The organism is Paenibacillus hodogayensis (assembly GCF_039536325.1).
GTDB classification, from domain to species: domain Bacteria; phylum Bacillota; class Bacilli; order Paenibacillales; family NBRC-103111; genus Paenibacillus_AB; species Paenibacillus_AB hodogayensis.
This window is the reverse complement of sequence record NZ_BAAAYO010000021.1, coordinates 248,540-266,208: the sequence shown is the minus strand read 5'-3', so window position 1 is coordinate 266,208 and position 17,669 is coordinate 248,540. Positions and strand designations below refer to the sequence as shown.

Sequence of the window (17,669 nt, the reverse complement as noted above, 5' to 3'; positions counted from 1 at the left end):
TCGTGAAGTCAACCAGCCTTTGCTTGAAATCCTTTCGTTTTTAAGTATACTTTATATTCAAGGAGTGATTAAAGCATGACCAAAGATGATAAATTCGTTCCTTTATACAAAACGATCTATACCGACCTGAAGCAGCAAATATTGAGCGGCAAGCTAACGCCGAACACTCCTCTGCCGCTTCAAGGAGAGATTGCGAGACAGTACAACACCAGCGAAATCACTTCGCGCCGTGCGCTTACGGAGCTGGCCAAAGACCGCTTGATCTATCGGGTAAAGGGCAAAGGTTCCTTTGTCATGGAGCATGCCGGGAACATCCCGGAACACGCGGATACCGGGTCTATGGATAAAGTGTACTTTATTCATCCCCGTTCCAACTCCCACAACTTCAATCACCGATTTTTCAGCGACATGTTCGAGGGCATACACGAATGCTGCGAAAGGAACGGCATCGCCTTCAGCATCAGCGAGGTGGATGAAGATCTGCGGCTGCCCGACGACAGAAACGCCGGTTTCATCCTCCTGACGCATGTCCCGAACGCCCGGGAATTCAGTCTCGATACGTTAAGCCGCTGGAAAGAGGAAGGCCACAAGGTGGTCACGGTCCACTTCTACTATCCTCACCTGCGTCTACCTTACGTCATCTCGGACAATTTAACCGGAGGCTACTTGTCGACGCAGCATTTGCTCGCCTTGGGCCACGAACGGATCGGCATTATTTTGACCGGCAAAACGCAGCTGGAGCTGAACCAGGAGTTTTCGCTGCGTCTTCAAGGGTACAAGCTCGCTCTGAACCAGCACCGCATCCCGCTCGATCCCGAGCTGGTGGTTACGGTGGACGGCCAACAGGAGAGAGAAGACATGGGCTATGCCGGCTTTCGCAGCCTGATGGCGCTGGAGCAGCCCCCTACCGCCGTGTTCGCTACGAGCGATACGAAAGCGATCGGCGTCCTCCGGGCGGCGCAGGATATGGGGATCAACGTGCCGGGGCAAATGAGCGTCGTCGGTTACGATAATTTGGCCGTGTCGCCTTATTTGTCCCCTCCCTTGACCACTATCGATCAGAACGCCCGGCAGCTCGGGATTCGCGCCGTGGAAATGCTGCTGCTCGAACAGGCGGAAGACAAAGACTACTTGGTCAAGGATGAGATTGTGCCCCGGCTCATCGTACGCGGCAGCACGGCGGCCCCGGAGTCAAAGCGATAAGCGATAAGAACGACCAATACGAAAGGGACCTTCCGAGGCGGAGGTCCTTTCGTATTGCCTACCTCGCGATTCGTTCAGGCGGGAGAGAGCGTGTCGGTTTTGTACCACACCCCTCCGCAATTGATGTACAGCAGCTTATTCGCTTCATCGACGACCATTTCCGCTCCGCTTGTGCCAGACGGCACTCCGCTGCTCGTACGGAGGAAGATCGGGGCGTCTCCGGTTTTCAAATCGAGTGCGCCGATATAGGAGGAGCCGCTCGTTGTCCGGTCCTCGCCATTATTGGTGAAAAATTGCTCTTGGGAGACGAACTGCATGTTCACGGCATTGTTGAGCGAATAGTTGGAGACGACGATGTTTTTTTTCGAGTTGGCATCCAGCGCGGCAATGCCCGCCTTATGGTTCGAACCGGTGACGATATTGCCATCGATAATATTGCCCGTACTGCCGCTTGCCAGCGCAATACCGTAAAACATATTGGCCGCCTGCAAGCCGTTGTTGTTAATGCGGTTGCCCCGTATGTTGACGTTTAAAGCCTGCTCCATATAGATGCCGTGCTGCGTATTGTTGTGGATTATATTCCCCTCGACGATCGACTGGTCGATCCCCACCGGTGTCGTTCCGACGACAACAGGATTACAATACAGCGCCGTTCCCGTGCATGAGACGATCGTGTTGCCCTTCACCGAATAATAACGGGAAGCCTGAATGAGAATACCGCCCGAATTGCGGCTGCCGACAATCGTGTTGTCATGGATTTTGCAGTAGTAGGTGTTCTGCGCGACTTTTATGCCCCGCCCCCAATTGTTGTAGCATTCGTTGTCGTAAATACTCACGTGACTGACACGGAAATTGACCGAGCCGTACACCGTAATTGCGCTGGCAAACACCCCCGGCTGACCGGTCAAGCCGCACTCCTCCAACGTATTCCCCTGCACCAGCACATGTCCGGTTTTGTTAATATCGATGCCGCCGTAAGCGCACCGTTTCGCCGTATTGTTTATGATCTTCAGCCCTCTGGCCGCTGTGGTGCAGTCCGTTACGAATCCGAACCGGCAATCCTCCGCGACATTGTTGTCGAACGTATTGTCGAACGGCTCCAGTCCGTAATAGTTGTCTTCATTGATCGCATTGCGGCAATGGGTCACCGCACACCGGACAACGCGGCAGTTTTGGCACCCGAAGGTCAACCAGACTCCGGCCACTCCGTTTCGATCAGGCGTGTTCCCGTCGCCACCGCAACGGGTAATTTTCACATTTTCGATCCGTCCGTTCATTACTTTGGCGAAGACGATGCCGCTGCCGGAACCGGCAATGTTCGGAGTACCGATCGTATTCGGCGGCTGTATTCCGTAACCGCTTCCAGTGAGCCGAATATTCATTATCGTCACATTTACTGTGTCGATGCTTTCGATCAGGTTCAGATTGGGAACGTCCGTAAACAGTTCGCCGGTTCCGTCCATAACCATGTGAGAAGGAACGGACAGAGCGGTATCGATCCGGAAGCGTCCTTCGGGAATCCAGACCTTCTTCCCCGCGGCCCGGGCGGCATCCAGCGCTCCTTGAATGGCCGCCGCATCGTCAGACCCGTCTCCCTTGGCTCCATAGTCGATAATATTGACACAGCAGCAGGAGCACCCGTCGGCCGGGGACGTCCCTCCTGTCCCGCCGTACGTCGATTCTGTTACCGAATGGGCGCCCGCGCGGGCGGACGGACCGAATGCCGCGCCTCCCGCGGCCAATCCGACCCCGGCCGCAGCCAAAGCCGTCAACACCTTTCTACGGCTAATCTGCCTCTCCCGATCCCGATCCGAATCCTGATGCCGTCCCGCCTCTTCCTCCTGCCCATCCTTTTGTTGCGATGGCCCTCTTGTCATTGCTTTCATCCTCCCTTATCGTTCAGATACTTGACCTTTTCGTTCCGGATGGAGAATTACTGGACGCTTTTGATCGTCTCCAGCGGCTTGACGTTGCCGTAGGTTTGGCGAACGCCGTGGCGAGGCGCCGCCCAGCGGACCGCATTGGAGATGACGCACAAGACGTCTTTGTTGTGATAGGTCGGAAAGGTTTCGTGGCCCGGACGGAAATAAAACACTTTGCCGTTGCCTCGATGGTATGTGCAACCGCTGCGGAACACCTCGCCGCCCTCGAACCAGCTAATGAACACCAGCTCGTCCGGAGCCGGAATATCGAAATGCTCGCCATACATTTCCTCATGCTCGATCTCGAAATACTGGCCGAGCCCTTCGGCGATCGGATGCGCGGGATCGACTACCCAAATCCGCTCCTTGTCGCCTTGCTCGCGCCATTTCAGGTCGCAGCTCGTTCCCATCAGCTTTTTGAAAATTTTCGAAAAATGGCCGGAATGCAGAACGATCAGCCCCATGCCTTGCAATACGCGTTGATGTACGCGGGCAACTATCTCGTCGGACACCTCGCCGTGCGCCCGGTGTCCCCACCAGATCAGCACGTCGGTTTCGTTGAGCACGTCCCCAGTCAGCCCGTGCTCGGGCTCGTCGAGTGTGGCGGTGCGAATCTGCACGCCTTCTCCGGCGATGCCCGTTGCAATGGCGCCATGGATGCCTTGCGGGTAAATGGCGGCAATCTTTTCGTTCGCCTTTTCGTGGCGATACTCGTTCCAGACCGTTACGCGAATCACAATCCGTCATCTCCCTTTTCATATCAGCCGGCGGCTTGTTCCTGCTTTGTATTGCATTCGAGTCGTATACTCTCTTTGGACTATTTCCGCTTCTCCTGCTCCACCAGCTTCTCCGTCTCTTCCTTCCATGTACGCAGGGTGGTGTTGATGTCGATTCCTTTCTTTACCATATCGTTCAGTTTCTTGGCCAGTTCTGTGTTCCCGATCGTATCGTAAGGGCTGGCAATATACTTCAGTGGCTTCATCGCTTGAATTGCCTTGTAGTTCTTCTTGCTCAAAAACACTGGGTTTTTCCACATCTTCCACGTTTCCTGCTGCACCTCGTCGGACAAAAAGGCCGTAATGACCCGAAGCGCTTCTTCTTTATGCTTGCTCGTTTGGGTAATGCTGTACAGCCCGGGATTGGACGGCCATACCAGCTCGCGGTTGGCGAATTTCGGGTAAGTTACCAAATCCCAATTGACCTGCCCCTCGTATTTGTCGGCATCGACGACCAAAATCTCCGCGTTGCCGGCATACATGGCCACATTTTTAGTCTTCAGAAAGCTTTCCGTCAAGTAGCCGCTGCCCGGCGATAAATACCCGTCCTGCTCGTCATACGCCCGCTTGTAGACCCGCAGTACCTCGGCCCAGCCCGGGTTGGCGATATCGACCTTTCCTTCATGATTGGTAAAGAAAATGCCGTAAGCAAAAGGAAGATACCGGGGGGCGTTATGTATATCCAGCCCTTTGTATGGGAGGCCACCGTCCGTTCGGGTCATTTTGCGGGCCAAATCGATGACATCGTCCCAAGTCATGTTATCCTTCGGATAAGGGGTGGCGAACCGATCAAAAATATCTTTGTTGTATACCAGAGCAAAGGGCGTAACGACCGCTTTCGGGTCCTCGGGGATGGCATTCGGCACGCCGTACAGCTCGCCCTTCGTGCCGTATTCGCGTATGGCGTTTAGTTCCTCCGCCACAAACCGGTTCATATTGACTTTCTGCTGTTTCAGCAGCTCGTTCATGTCGTACATCAATCCCATTTCGCCGTACTTCCGCAGCTGGGAAGCGTTCGTCTGAATAATGTCGGGTGCCGCCCCGGCGGCAATGCTTTGCTCCACCTCGGTAAACCCGGCCCCCATAAATTCAAAGGTAACATGTGCGAGGTGCTGCTTTACATACGGATTCTCCAAAATTTTATTGTACTGCTCCTTGGGCACCGACCAGGCAATTTTTATCGTTACCGGCTTCGGCGGCTCCTCCTTCGGCGGCTCCCCGACGCTCCCCTCCTTACCTGTACAAGCCGCGAGCATGCCGGCGACACAAATCAGTGCAAGTCCGGTCCATCCTTTGCTTAGCCCCACTTCCTTCATCCCCCTTATGATATTCCATAAATTCCCCTTTCGAGGGGAGTATATCATGTACTTTAGTAAACTGTAAAGTATATTTTAATACAAAATGTATATATTTATTTAGGCAATGCGATCTAACCCTTATGCGGTGCCATAACTCGCCAAAAAATGCGTGTCATGGACTCGTATGACCCTTTCTTATAGAAGATGTGCCCGGCTAAACACAAAAAAACTCTCCAAACTTGGAGAGCACTATCAGCATAAATAGTTTTGTCCGACTCGGTAAAACGCGACCAAGAGGCGCCGAAATGCGCCTCTTGGGATTCGTTGCTTTTCATGTTCTATCCTTTGTCTTTCCGAACGCGCCCGCAAAGCGGATTGCGGCGACGCCGCTTCCTACCGATTTTCATACCGTTGCAACACAACCGGGCCAAGCAGCCCGGACGGCAACAACGCGTTGTCATACCCGTTGGCCAAGCTGTTCGTGACACGAACGCGGAGCGTATTCGAGCCCGTCCGCAGCGCGGCGGATATATCATGAAAAGCATAGGGCTGCCAAAACCGGACGCCTAGCGGAACGCCGTTGAGTTCCGCCTCGGCCATCTCCTCAACCGTTCCCAAATCGAGATGAACCGTGCTATGGTCAACAGCCGGGTCCACGTTCCAGTCAAAAACGGTCTCGTACAGCACGGTCCCAGACAGATGCGCCATATGCGGCCATGTCATCCAATCGCTCAATGCCTGCAAGACGGCCGGCTGTTCCGCTTCCACACTCGCTGCGGCAACCTCGGCCTGTCCGGACGCCTCCGCATCCGGTTGATCCGGCATAGTCCGTGCGACCAAATGTCTGATCCATGGACCGGAAAGCGGAATCGTCTCGAGCAGCCGGGGGGCCGCCTCCGTCGGACCTTCCTGCGGCGGCAGCGATTCGTCGACGACGTACACGATGGCCTGGCGCCGCTCGACGGAAGCGGTGAACGACATCATCGTAGCGTCGGAGCGTTCGACCGGCTGTGCAACCGTCTCGGCATGCCACGGTTCCCATCGTTCTACATAGCCGCGCTGCCGCAAAGTCACCCTGCCCTCCCAACGCGCTTCGCCTTCGTTCACCAGCACGTAGCAGGTTTTGTCCGACTTGCGAATGACACTGACGCGCATCGCTGCAGATCCCTCTCCTTCCAGTCGGATCGGGCGAGCGGCGAAGCATTTCAGCTGTTCGATCCGCTCCTCCGGACGCACCCAATGCGCAAACGCCGCATAGGTGCCGCTCTGCTCCAGCACAAGCACCGTACCGCCGCCTCGCGCAAACCGCTCCAGCGCATCCCGTGTCTCGGGCCGAAACCGATGCGGCTGATCGAGGATTACCGTCGTATAGCACTGCCGCTCTATCCGAATGGTACCATCCTCTATGCGGCAGTCCCTGTGCAGCAGCTGCTCCTCCAGATAATTGAACTCGATCTGATGCTCGTATAGAGGCACGGCCGCTTCCCAAGGCAGCCGTTCGGCTTCGCACAATACCGCGACAGACGTGACGTTGAAGCTGTCCGTCATCAGCCAGCTCATCCTGCGCATATAACCGCTGAATAGCTTGTAATGTGACCACCAGATACTGTTCGGTCCGACGTCCGGCGGACGCTCGTGCTTTCGGAAATCGGCCAGCGAATAGTAGAACGCATGCGGCACCAATAAATTCACCCCGCGGACAAACAACCAGTCCATGTACCACTTGATGTCGTCAGCCGGCAAGTTCCAGCCGTGCGGTCCGCGATAGCATGCGCCGAAGCATTCGTTCATATTGCGCCGTCTGCCGCGATGACGGGCAGCATCGGAACTGCATTTGCCCATCGTGCTGTGCGTACCCGTAATCCCCTTGTTGTCGCCCGGCTCGATATACCGCCATACGATGTCCTGCCCGGGCAGCTGAAACACGTCGAGCAAACCAATTTCATCGCTATGTCCCGGATGCCCGGTCAATTGAATACGGTGGGCCGCACACCAATCCGACAATGGACGGTAGTAGCATTGGAGCATACGTTCCTGAATGGCTGCCTGGTACGAGGCGCGAATCGCCGCTGTGCATTCCCCCGCTTCCAGCCACAACGCGGCCAGATCATGCTCCTGCACGCCGAATCCCGCGGCATAAGCCAGGAAGCCGTACGTCCACGGTCGCAAATTCGGGCGCGCCCCGCGCCCCAATATGTTCGGCTCGTCCGTAAACATCGCGATAATCGTATCGCCGAAATACGGGTGCAGCCGCCGATAATACGCTTCATGGGTCAATTGAATAAACATCGCCGTTGCATCCGGATTAAGCAAATCCGCTGAGCGGGGCGCAAGCGACTCGCCGTCGTCCTGCTCTTCGTAAACGCCGCGGATCTTTCCGAACGACCAAGTTTCTACAAACAACAGGACGGACCATTCTCCCGGAGCCGGCGGCTCGAACACCAGCGTATTGCGCTCCACAGCCAGTTTCACGACCGTTGCCAGATCAATCGTTCCGTCCGGACGATGCCGCACCGCCTGTGCGGACACCGCCGTCTCCCCGTCTTCCAGCACGATCGGCTGCTCCAGCCGCGAATCGATACCGCTCCACTGCTTCATCGCCAGCGCTCGGCTCGCATAGGCCGGGTTAGCTTCGACAACCTTGCCGTTAGCGGCGCCGGACGGATACATCGCTTCGTCATAAAGCATCACTTTCATGCCGAGTCTAGCCGCTTCACGGACAGCTGTCTCCACATAATCCATATAGATGTCCGACAAATACGGGATCGACTCGGATAAGCCGAGGCGTGGATGAATAATGCACCCGGCGACGCCTTTGTCATAAAAATCGCGCAGTTGTCTCACAATTTCGTCGTGATGCAGCTGATCGTTCCAGAACCAGAACGGCAGTGGGGAATACTCATCACCCGGGTCGACAAATTGCTGTCGGAACTCGTGCAGCAGTGCGGGCTTATTACCGTTATGCATATCGAAAATCTCCTTTGATCCTGCATCCCTTCGGGGCGGATGATTGTCAACCATGAGGAATGTGGATCACTTTTTGTTGGCGGCCTTTAACTCGTCGACAACCTTGTCGGCTTTCTCTGCGGTTTCGCGAAGCACGGTATTGAGATCCTTCTCGCCGCGGATCGCATCCAATACTGCTCCCGTGTAAACGCGCTCCACCTGCAGCTCATACGTCGACTTGTACGAGATCGGCGCCAGCTTGTTGTAGTAAGCACCTTTCCAGTTTTTATCCTTGAACGGACTTTCGCTGCCAAAGGCTTTTTGGATCGATTCGTCTTTCAGAACAGACATCATTCCCTTTTTGGAGTTGGCGGTCTGCGCCTCCGGGGATGTCAGAAACTTGATTACTTCCATCGCGGCATCTTTGTTTTTGGCCATGGATGTAATGCTCATCGCAACGGCTGTCGCCTGTCCGCCAACGCCCTTCAGCTCCGGAAACGTCGGAAGCGCAACCATATCCCAGTCGATTTTCTCCAAGTCTTTCGGCACAGCGGCCGGGAATTCCGAATGGAAATGCAGCATCGCCACATCTTGCGTATTCGTGAAGCCCAGACGGTTCGGGAGCGCTTTTTTCGCGATCACATAGTCTTTCATGCCGTTGTTCGCATCGGTATCGATAAAGATCGTCTCGATCAGTTTTTTCCACGTCTCCCGCTGGAACGTCGATTTGCCGGTTTTCTCGTCCAAATAAGGATCGGAGAACGGGGTCATTTTCAAGGCATATTGCTGTGAGCCGACAAAACCCAAGTACTGGACATCGCCGTCCTTGCGCGTCAGCTTCTGCGACGTCGCCTTCATCTCCTCCCAGCTCATGCCGTCTTTGGGAAAGGGAACGCCGAACTTGTTGAACAGGTTTTTGTTGTAATACACCATCGGCACCTGCAGGCTGGTCGGCAGCATGTATAGCTTGCCGTCGCCGGCGCGGCGAATCCCGTCCAGTACCGAAGGCTCGAACCGGGTCAGATCGACGCCGTGCTGCTTGGCCAAGTCCGTCATATCGTAGGCGATGCCGGAATTCAGCAGCGGATCGAGTACATAGTCGAAGACGTTGTACACAATGTCCACCCGACGCCCCGTCATAATGACTTCCGGAATCATGGAGCCCGGTTCCTGGCGCAAGTACGAGATTTTGTAATCCGGGAACTTGGCCCGGATCGTATCCCCGAACTTCCCGTTGAAGCTTTCTTCCGCTTCTCCGGACGTGCTGTAGAAGATCAACTCCACAGGCTCGCCCGGCTTTGCCGGCGGGGTCGGCGTGACGCCGCCTTCGTTCGCCCCGGCTTGACCGGTTCCGTTCCCGGATGAGCAAGCCGTCAAGAGCGAGCCGAGCAAGACAGGAAATACGATCGCGCGGTATTTTTTTCTCATGGTTCGTTACCCCCATTACACATTGAATTGAATGCTGCGAAGCGCTTCCAATTCATCATAAAGGGTGCGCAAACGAACCTCCATTGGCTATACTGACTTTTGACATGGCGATTCGGTCATTGCTATCCCGATCAAAAAAAATGGACCACTACAATAAGTAGCGGTCAACGATGCTGCTCCCGATATTTGCCAGGCGTCGTACCCGTGACTCTGGCAAACAGTTTGCTGAAAAACGCCACATCCTCGTACCCGACCATCTCCGACACGACGTTCATCTTCTCGTCCGTATCGACCAGCAGCCGTTTCGCCTTCTCCATGCGTACCCGGTGCACATACTCAATCACCGTCGATCCTTTGTGACGATGGAACAACCGATTCAGTTGGCGCACCCCGATATGGAACAGTTCCGACAACGTGGACAAAGTAATGCGCTGGTCATAGTGACGTTCGACATAGCCGCACATCCGCTGGACGAGCAGTTCGCTCGAGGGGCTTTCCCCGTTCGTCCTCTGATCTTCGGTATAGTAGCGGGACAGCAGGATGAAGAGCTCCGTCATCCGCAGCTGGATGACCGCCTGGTAGCCGGGGCGGGCCTGCAGCAGCTCCTGGTGCAGCTCTTTCAGACTGGAACGCACCACGTCTTCGATGGAGCCGCGCAAGTTCAGCTTGTGGTGAAACCGAGATTCCTTGTTCAAAAAAGGCTGCACATAGAAAAAGTCCAGCGTATCGGACAAATGCAATTCGCGCAGCAGCGCAGTCGGTATAAACCCCGGATCGAACAAGCAGTTCGTCACGACGATCTGCTGGTCGTCCTGGATATCGTAACCATGCACTTCGCCCGGATTAATAATAAAAATATCGCCTGCCCGCACCTGATAGGAAATGTCCTGAAACAGATGGGTCGCTTGCCCGGACTCCACATAGATCAATTCCACAAATTCATGCCCGTGAAGCTCCGGAATGTCGTGCTTATCGTGACGGGCACGCTTGATCCAGAACGGAAAATCGCGAGGATGTTTGTAATAGGACATCATTTTAATCTGCATGAGGCGTCCCTCCTCTACCCTCAGGGTGTCAGCGCCATTGCACTGCCGCGCCGCTCAAGCCTTGCCGTACGACATCTTCGTTCGTTGCCGCTGCGTCTATTGTACCATAATTTTTCCAGGGATCGGCCTTCCTTCTTCAGAGCGCCCGGCATGTGTCTGCCAGGTCGGTAGGAACAGCCGCGGCGCACAAAGCTGTCTCCTCGTCATGTACGATGACCGATGGAGACAGCTCTGTTGCCGAATCGGTATGCCGCGGTTTATGCAGCTCGCGGCGTCGTATCAGATCGTATCGGAAAGGGACCATACGCCGGCCATGTGCGCGCCGGCGGAATACGCCTCCTGCGGCTCGACGATCCATTGCGTCGCGGCTGCTGTACCGTTCGCCTTTAGTTGATCCGCCCCGGATGCTTTGATCCGTACTTGGCCACCCGCCTGGGAGGCATTGACAATCGTATACGTCAAACCAAGCGATACCGTCGAAGCAGGCAATTCGACATCGAGTACGCCCGTCGCGGTCTCTGGCAGACGCAGCTCGTATCCTGCCCATATGCCCGTTGCACAGACAAGCGGAGAATCCAGCAGCTTTACCGGACGATCCCCGGTATAGCGAACGGTCACGCCGCTCGCCTCATTAACCCGCACAAATCCTTTGTTGCCGTCCAGATCGTTCTCTCCGAATCCGTCCACAATCGTCATACGCTGAACGGATGACCCCGCAGCCGTCTGCATCCAGAACGGAGCCCTCATCTTCGGTGTTGCACGCGTATCGAGGGCTCGGGGACGAATAAGAGTAATACGGCCCGTCTGCGTCATTCCTTTGGTGACATCGTCTGCCGTCAAGGTAAGGACGAACGCGCTTTGCTGCGTATAGCTGATTCCGGCTACCCCGTCCTCATTCGGGTCCTGCACCAAAATATCCGAAGCGACGACATGCGGGGCATGTTTGCCCCAGCGGCCCCATTCTACTCCTTTTCGTTTTGGCCGCACTACCGTTGCCTTCTCGATCACGATTTGTCCACGGATCGCTTTTTGCAGCTCAGCCGCGTTTGCTGGAGCCGGATTGTTAAACTTGATCGCGCCCGTCTGACCGTCGTCAATGGATCGATAGTTCGAGACGAACACATTGAAATAAGGCTCCTCCACGATGGAACGGGATAGAAAACCGGGGACAAGCTCAAGACCGCCCATCTTGTTGTTACGTGTCGTCACATCGATCAGAGACACATCGACATAAGCCTTTGCCTGGGCATTCGGCTCAATATCGATGCCGAACGCCGGGCCTGTCCAGGCAATGTTCCCTGTATTGCGATACTCCCCGCCAATCACGCGGCAACAGCGCACTGCTGTAATCGACAAGCCTTGTCTTCGGTTGGAATCGGCAATACAGTTCTCCAGCGTAATATGCTCCGAGATCGCCTCGTTCGGATACGAGGGGTGAATCCCGACGTAATAGCCGTCGCCCCAAAACTTCTCCGCCAATCCGTCTTGGATCGTAATATGCTTCGCACCGGAAACAAGGTAAAACCCGAAGCCCCATTCGCCGGTCGTACCCGTATGCGTCGTGCCCACATCTCCTACCACCCATGGGCGAACCATCGTCACATGCTCGCGGCCGTAAAAATTAAACAGCACGTATTCCCCGTTTGCGCTCCCTTTCGCCTGAAAGCGGAACTGCCCGTCAAACCGATGGTAGCTGAAGCTTGGCGGGAAGATGCCGCCTGAAAATTTGGACGCCGGATAGTTCGGATCGTCGCAATCGATGATCGGCGCCATATCTCCCGTGTACGTGTACATTTTCGCGTTCTTGGCATACGCGGCGCGAACGCGAGCCGTGCCGTCGACGCCGGACTGGACGCCGATTTGCTTCATATCGATGCCGTTCGACAGGTCCATCACGGCGACCTTTCCCGCTGCACTTAACGCATGATCCACATACCCGTCCGGGGTCCCCGCGTAGCTCGTACTCGCCGTAATGCGATACTTTGCACCTCCGCCGTCGCCTTCGATATAATATCCGTTTGTCCGGACCCATTGCCCTTCTTCCACACTGGCAAGCAGCACCATCTGCGCAACCGTGCCGATATACAGCATACTCGCGGAACCTGCCGCTTCGGCGCGACCAAGCGGCATCATCCTCCCTGCCAACATTGCGCCTCCTGCAATCCCCATCGTACTAAGCAGCGTACGACGACTTAACTTTTTGCTTTCCATTGTTATTTCCCTCCTAATAAAAGATAAGATTCATCGGCACACGTAAGCGCTTGCATATCAATAGCCTATCGCAGCAGTTCCCTTTCTGACCATTGGCGATATGGACTTTGCACAAGGCAATCCGGTCTTCCACAGGTTCAGCCGGCAACTCTATAAAATGATAAGCTACCCGTTAACGCAGCAAGGCCGCCGATATCGGCAGCCTCGTTGAAATTCCCAGTTTTCATCACAGAATTCCAAAAGCTGAGTTGATAATTTCAATATTATCCTTTAACGTTATGGCCTTGGAATCATAAAGTCTCAATTTTTCTAACAATTTTGGCTTAATTCGTCTTTCGAAATGATCATTCCAAATAAACATGTTCCTAAATATTTTAAAGGATGGTTTATAGTTTGATTTTTCTATTTTGAGTAGCTGCAAAATAAATCTTCTGACTATTCGATATTTGCGTTTGGAATAATCCGTATCTAAAAATAGAATGACATCAGCATGATTAAAACTCGGTATCACCCAATCGTTGTAATGAGCACCCTCAATAATCCAAGCATCCGACTGAACCATTTTGCTCAAAATTTGATCTCGTTCTTCATCCGTTCTTTTCGTGTCGCTTGGTTTACTTCGCTTCCACACCACATTATCCAATTCGTAATGTGGAATTTTCATTTTCATAGATAGGTTTCTAGCTAAAGTGGTTTTACCACTCCCAACAGAGCCTATAATATGTATTTTTCTCGGAGCGTCCTTGTTCAATTGGATCATCAACTTTCCACACCTTCCTTGTTTCTTCTCGATCATCTTCGCGCTGTATAAGGCTTTCATTGCATGAATCACAACGATCAATTACTATTGGCGGATTACTGACTAGATGGAACGACTCCCCGCAACCCGGACAAACCCGCCTTCCGGTTAAACGCTTCAAAAGTGTACCCGTATCTGTTTCTACATAGATGACATGATCAATTTTTTTCGAACCTGAGGCTAGGTGCTTTTCCAGCGCTTCTGCTTGTACTGTGTTCCGTGGAAATCCGTCGAGCAAAAAACCTTTACTGCAATCGGAATCTTCTAGTCTTTGTTGTGCAATTTCAATTGTCACATCATCGGGGACCAGTTCGCCCTTACTCATGTACCCGTTTGCTAGTACTCCAAGCGCTGTCTTTGCCTTATATGCTTTTCTAAATAAGTCCCCTGTGGAGATTGCGGAATACTCTGATTTTCTACGATGACTCTAGCCTGAGTTCCTTCCCAGCCCCGGGCAAACCAAGTAGAATAATGTTCATTTAAGCCTCCCTGGATAAAATTAATTAAGGGAATTCCCTCCCCGCAAAAGAACGAAATCACTTCCTATGAAATGGCCAAGTGAAATGGGAAAGGGATCTGCCTACGGCATTGTGGATTGGTTGAGGCAGCACTACTGTGGCCCAATTACGGTCGAAGAGCTAGCTAACCGTCTCGGCATAGGTGAGCGGCAGTTCTAGCGTCTTTTCACGAAGCATACGAGTATGCCTGTGACGCAATTTATTCAACGACTGCGGATCGAGGCTGCTTGCCGCCTGCTTTTACAGACCAACCGCAAGATAACCGAAATTTCGGAATCGGTCGGATATACGCACACACCATTTTTAAACAGCCTTTTCAAAAAAACAACTCGGCGTCTCGCCATGCGAATACAGACAGACCGTCAATCTATCTTATAACCGCAACGCTAATTATCAAACAGATTGATAACAGTAATCTTCTTGCACGCATTGTCTTAAACTTTCACCATGAACCGATGTGATAGAGTACTGTTTTCCCGTCACCCATCTGAAACTTTCCGCGATATTTGTCGTACAAGTATTCCAGACAATTCCAAGCTGAAGGAGCGAAGTAAATGAAAGGCTGGCTTATTTTGTTCGTCGTTATACTGGTTGTAGCTAGTGCAATTGTTCTTCCCATTTATTTAAGCAACAAGCGGTATCCCAAAATCACACTCGAACAGTACAGTCTGCTTGAAATAGGCATGACGGTGGAAGAAGCGGTTGAAATCGCAGAGAAACCGGGTTACTTGACGAGCGACAAAACGACCACTTTGTACTCCAAACAAGAGTACGAATATAGGGAGAAGTTTCGCAGAACGTTCCGAACGTTTTTCGATCCTCCGCAAATCGTTCTTCGTTTCATCAACGGCAGGCTTGAAGAGAAATATTGGAAGAATTGAAGGCGATAAAACGGCTTGACGTCGGAGAGGTGAGACTTTTGAAAATCGTACGATCGATCTTAGCGGTTCCCTTGGGCGCGCTATTCCTTGCAGCTCTGCTGACTTCTTGCGGTTTGTCCGAGGATTCGACAGACTTGCAAACCGTAAAGATGCTCTCGTCCGCTCATGCGGAATCTCCGGAAGAGTATAAAAACTCGACGGAGCAGATCGCATATTTGGAGCTGACCCGTTATCCGAACAATCACCGCTTGAAACGCGTAACGTTTACAGGCAGAGTCGTTCAAGTCATCGAAAGTGGAAATATCGTCTCGCTCCTGGTGAGCGTATCGAAAGATCGATTGGTCTGGAATGACACGATCTATGTGAACTATGTGCGCACCAGAGATGAGGAACGGATATTGGAAAACGATCTCATCACCCTTTGGGGCGTTTCGAAAGGGCTATATACTTATGATAGTACACTTAAAATGGTTGTTTCCATTCCGGAGTTGGATGCCAGATTTATTACGAATCATGGAAAAGGGGGTTGATCGAAGGCTCTTGTCCCTAAGCTGGGGCGAGAGCCTTCGTGGCTGTTAGCGGCGGGCTCGATCCGTTCGCTGCAAGCTTTTTCCCGTTTCAACGGCGTCAGGATGAACGGCAGCGCCTTTCGGGAGGGACGGTCGGCGGACGAGCGGAGCAGGCTGCGGGAAGCGCTTGATCGTTTGCTGCAAGCAGAACTGACACTCGATTTGAGCATAAAAAACGCCGGCAGCCGATAAAAATCGACTCCAGCGCTTTTTTAACCGTATATCGTCAAGAAAGATTAATCTCCCGAATCTTTTCAATCGGAACCTTCGGCTTGCGCTCCTCGGTCAAAAGCCCGTTCACTTCTTGCTGAACGTCGGTAATTTGCGTGTAACAGTAGCCGACGATATAATCCGTCGCTTTGATCGCCTCGTGAATGCCGCGGAACCGTTCGAGGAACGCCTCTTCCGAATGGACCTGCTCCCCATAGCCCCAGCCTTTGTCGGATTTGAAGGCGATGCCGCCGAATTCGCTTATAATAATCGGCTGCCCCTTGTAGCTATAGCCGTCCGCAAAAGCGTATTTAAAGTTGTTGAACGACTTGTCGTTGTTTACGAATTGGTCCTTATCCGCAAAGTGCTTCAGGAGCTGCTGCTTCGTTTCCGAATAATCGTGCAGCGTCAATATATCGGATACCGTATGCTCCCAGCCGTCGTTCGTCACGACCGGGCGGCTCGGATCGAACGCCTTCGTTAAATGATAAATCGCCTCCGTGAACTTCTGCTGCCTGCGGTCCTTGAAAATGCTCTGGATCCCCCACGATTCGTTGAAAGGAACCCACGTAATAATGGAAGGATGGTTAACCTGCTGGCGGACGATCTCCATCCACTCCGTCGTAAAATTTTGCACCGCTTGGTCGTTGAATTCAAAGGTGGCGGCCATCTCGGACCATACCAGCACGCCTTTGACATCGCACCAATACAGGAATCGGGCGTCCTCTATCTTCATATGCTTGCGGACGCCGTTATACCCCATCTTCAGTACGAGATCGATGTCTTCGATCAAAGCTTCCTCGGAGGGAGGCGTCAAATGGCTATCCGTCCAATAGCCTTGATCCAGCAGCAGACGCTGATAGATCGGCACATTGTTAAGCAGAATCCGGCCTTTCTCGATCGATATCTTCCGCATGCCGAAATAGGAGTAGACGTGGTCAATCTCGATGTCGTCCCGGTACAAAATAAACTCCACATCGTACAAATTCGGATGCCCTGGCCCCCAGTGGCTTCGCTTCCACGGTCCGCTCATTTCGTGAATGAGATCGACCTCCAGCGTAAGCCAAGGGCGGTCGATCGCAAGGCTTGTCTGCTTGACCTGACGGTCCTTCATACTGATGACCGTTTCCAGCCGAAGCTTGCTCCCGGCGAGTACGTCGCCTTTGACTTGGTAGTCGAAGCGAACGGTTGAGGCGTCGAGATCCGGCGTTATCTTCACCGCATCGACGTATTCCCGCTCGACATATTCCAGCCAAACGGATTGCCAAATGCCCGTCGTCTGCACATAGAAGCAGTCGAAGTTATCATCTATCCAGCGCTGCTTGCCGCGCGGCTGAGTAGCGTCCTTGCTGTCGTTCACCTTGACCGTTAGCTCGTTCGAGCTCCCGAACGTCACGTAAGGCGTAATGTCGAACGTAAATGCCGTATAACCGCCCTGATGCCTTCCGACGTATTCCCCGTTTACCCATACTTTCGCCATATAGTCGATGGCTTGAAAATGCAGCAGTATTCGCTTGCCGCTTGCTTCCGCAGGAATATCAAGCTGTCTGTTGTACCAGACGATCGGACGATGGGCTTCTTCGCCGATGCCGCCCGCCTTCGTCTCGTAAGTGAACGGGACGATAATGCTAGTGTCGCCGCCGAAGTCCCGCTGCCACCCCGCCGCTTCGCCGGCATCCGCATCATCGAAGCCGAAGCGCCATTCGCCGTTCAGATCGACCCAGTTATCTCTCACGAACTGAGGTCTCGGATAATTTTTCACATATTTCTTTGTTGTCATATCGTTCTCTCCACTCTTTATGTTAGGTTAGTTCGGTTCGTTAATGCAGTGATTACATACAGTGCGAAGCTTTTTATTCGTC

General features: G+C 53.2%; 13 protein-coding genes and 2 pseudogenes. 5 read left to right on the top strand and 10 right to left on the bottom strand.

Annotated elements, in window-relative coordinates; genetic code table 11:
- Window positions 1-75 precede the first annotated feature (75 nt).
- Window positions 76-1,203 carry a substrate-binding domain-containing protein gene (locus ABD796_RS34215; RefSeq protein ID WP_344917024.1) on the top strand — a complete coding sequence of 376 codons (1,128 nt, stop codon included), beginning with the start codon at window positions 76-78 and terminating at the stop codon, window positions 1,201-1,203.
- A 74-nt stretch (window positions 1,204-1,277) separates the two neighbouring features.
- On the opposite strand, the gene ABD796_RS34210 is transcribed toward ABD796_RS34215, so the two are convergent.
- The 9 genes and pseudogenes from ABD796_RS34210 to ABD796_RS34170 form a co-directional block, all read right to left on the bottom strand.
- Window positions 1,278-3,080 (bottom strand): right-handed parallel beta-helix repeat-containing protein, encoded by a 1,803-nt coding sequence (locus ABD796_RS34210; RefSeq protein ID WP_344917021.1) that lies wholly within the window; start codon window positions 3,078-3,080, stop codon window positions 1,278-1,280.
- Window positions 3,081-3,136: 56 nt separating this feature from the next.
- Window positions 3,137-3,862, bottom strand: coding sequence for a ThuA domain-containing protein (locus ABD796_RS34205; RefSeq protein ID WP_344917019.1), 726 nt, complete (start codon window positions 3,860-3,862; stop codon window positions 3,137-3,139).
- Window positions 3,863-3,942: 80 nt separating this feature from the next.
- Window positions 3,943-5,208: an ABC transporter substrate-binding protein gene (locus ABD796_RS34200; protein ID WP_344917017.1), complete on the bottom strand. Its 1,266-nt coding sequence runs from the start codon at window positions 5,206-5,208 to the stop codon at window positions 3,943-3,945.
- A 384-nt stretch (window positions 5,209-5,592) separates the two neighbouring features.
- Window positions 5,593-8,166, bottom strand: coding sequence for a glycosylhydrolase-like jelly roll fold domain-containing protein (locus ABD796_RS34195; protein WP_344917015.1), 2,574 nt, complete (start codon window positions 8,164-8,166; stop codon window positions 5,593-5,595).
- A 66-nt stretch (window positions 8,167-8,232) separates the two neighbouring features.
- On the bottom strand, window positions 8,233-9,573 hold the full coding sequence (locus ABD796_RS34190; RefSeq protein ID WP_344917013.1) for an ABC transporter substrate-binding protein: 1,341 nt from the start codon (window positions 9,571-9,573) through the stop codon (window positions 8,233-8,235).
- Between the two features lie 164 nt (window positions 9,574-9,737).
- Window positions 9,738-10,619: a helix-turn-helix domain-containing protein gene (locus tag ABD796_RS34185; protein WP_344917011.1), complete on the bottom strand. Its 882-nt coding sequence runs from the start codon at window positions 10,617-10,619 to the stop codon at window positions 9,738-9,740.
- A 279-nt stretch (window positions 10,620-10,898) separates the two neighbouring features.
- Entirely contained in the window at window positions 10,899-12,830 is a 1,932-nt protein-coding gene (locus tag ABD796_RS34180) for a hypothetical protein (RefSeq protein WP_344917009.1), read from the bottom strand.
- A 226-nt stretch (window positions 12,831-13,056) separates the two neighbouring features.
- Entirely contained in the window at window positions 13,057-13,590 is a 534-nt protein-coding gene (locus ABD796_RS34175; protein ID WP_344917007.1) for an AAA family ATPase, read from the bottom strand.
- A pseudogene (locus ABD796_RS34170) lies at window positions 13,526-14,035 on the bottom strand (adenylate kinase family protein); the annotation flags it as partial. The gene ABD796_RS34175 and the pseudogene ABD796_RS34170, both read right to left, overlap by 65 nt.
- A gap of 283 nt (window positions 14,036-14,318) precedes the next feature.
- On the opposite strand from ABD796_RS34170, the pseudogene ABD796_RS35775 reads away from it, so the two are divergent.
- From ABD796_RS35775 to ABD796_RS34155, 4 genes and pseudogenes are all read left to right on the top strand, one after another.
- Window positions 14,319-14,525 (top strand): annotated as a pseudogene (locus ABD796_RS35775) (helix-turn-helix domain-containing protein); the annotation flags it as partial.
- A gap of 176 nt (window positions 14,526-14,701) precedes the next feature.
- On the top strand, window positions 14,702-15,028 hold the full coding sequence (locus ABD796_RS34165; protein WP_344917005.1) for a hypothetical protein: 327 nt from the start codon (window positions 14,702-14,704) through the stop codon (window positions 15,026-15,028).
- Window positions 15,029-15,066: 38 nt separating this feature from the next.
- Window positions 15,067-15,558, top strand: coding sequence for a hypothetical protein (locus ABD796_RS34160; protein WP_344917003.1), 492 nt, complete (start codon window positions 15,067-15,069; stop codon window positions 15,556-15,558).
- Window positions 15,559-15,596: 38 nt separating this feature from the next.
- Entirely contained in the window at window positions 15,597-15,728 is a 132-nt protein-coding gene (locus tag ABD796_RS34155; protein ID WP_344917001.1) for a hypothetical protein, read from the top strand.
- A gap of 95 nt (window positions 15,729-15,823) precedes the next feature.
- Here ABD796_RS34155 and ABD796_RS34150 read toward each other — a convergent pair whose 3' ends face one another.
- A complete protein-coding gene (locus ABD796_RS34150) occupies window positions 15,824-17,587 on the bottom strand; it encodes a glycoside hydrolase family 2 protein (protein WP_344916999.1) in 1,764 nt (587 codons plus the stop codon).
- Window positions 17,588-17,669: the final 82 nt, after the last annotated feature.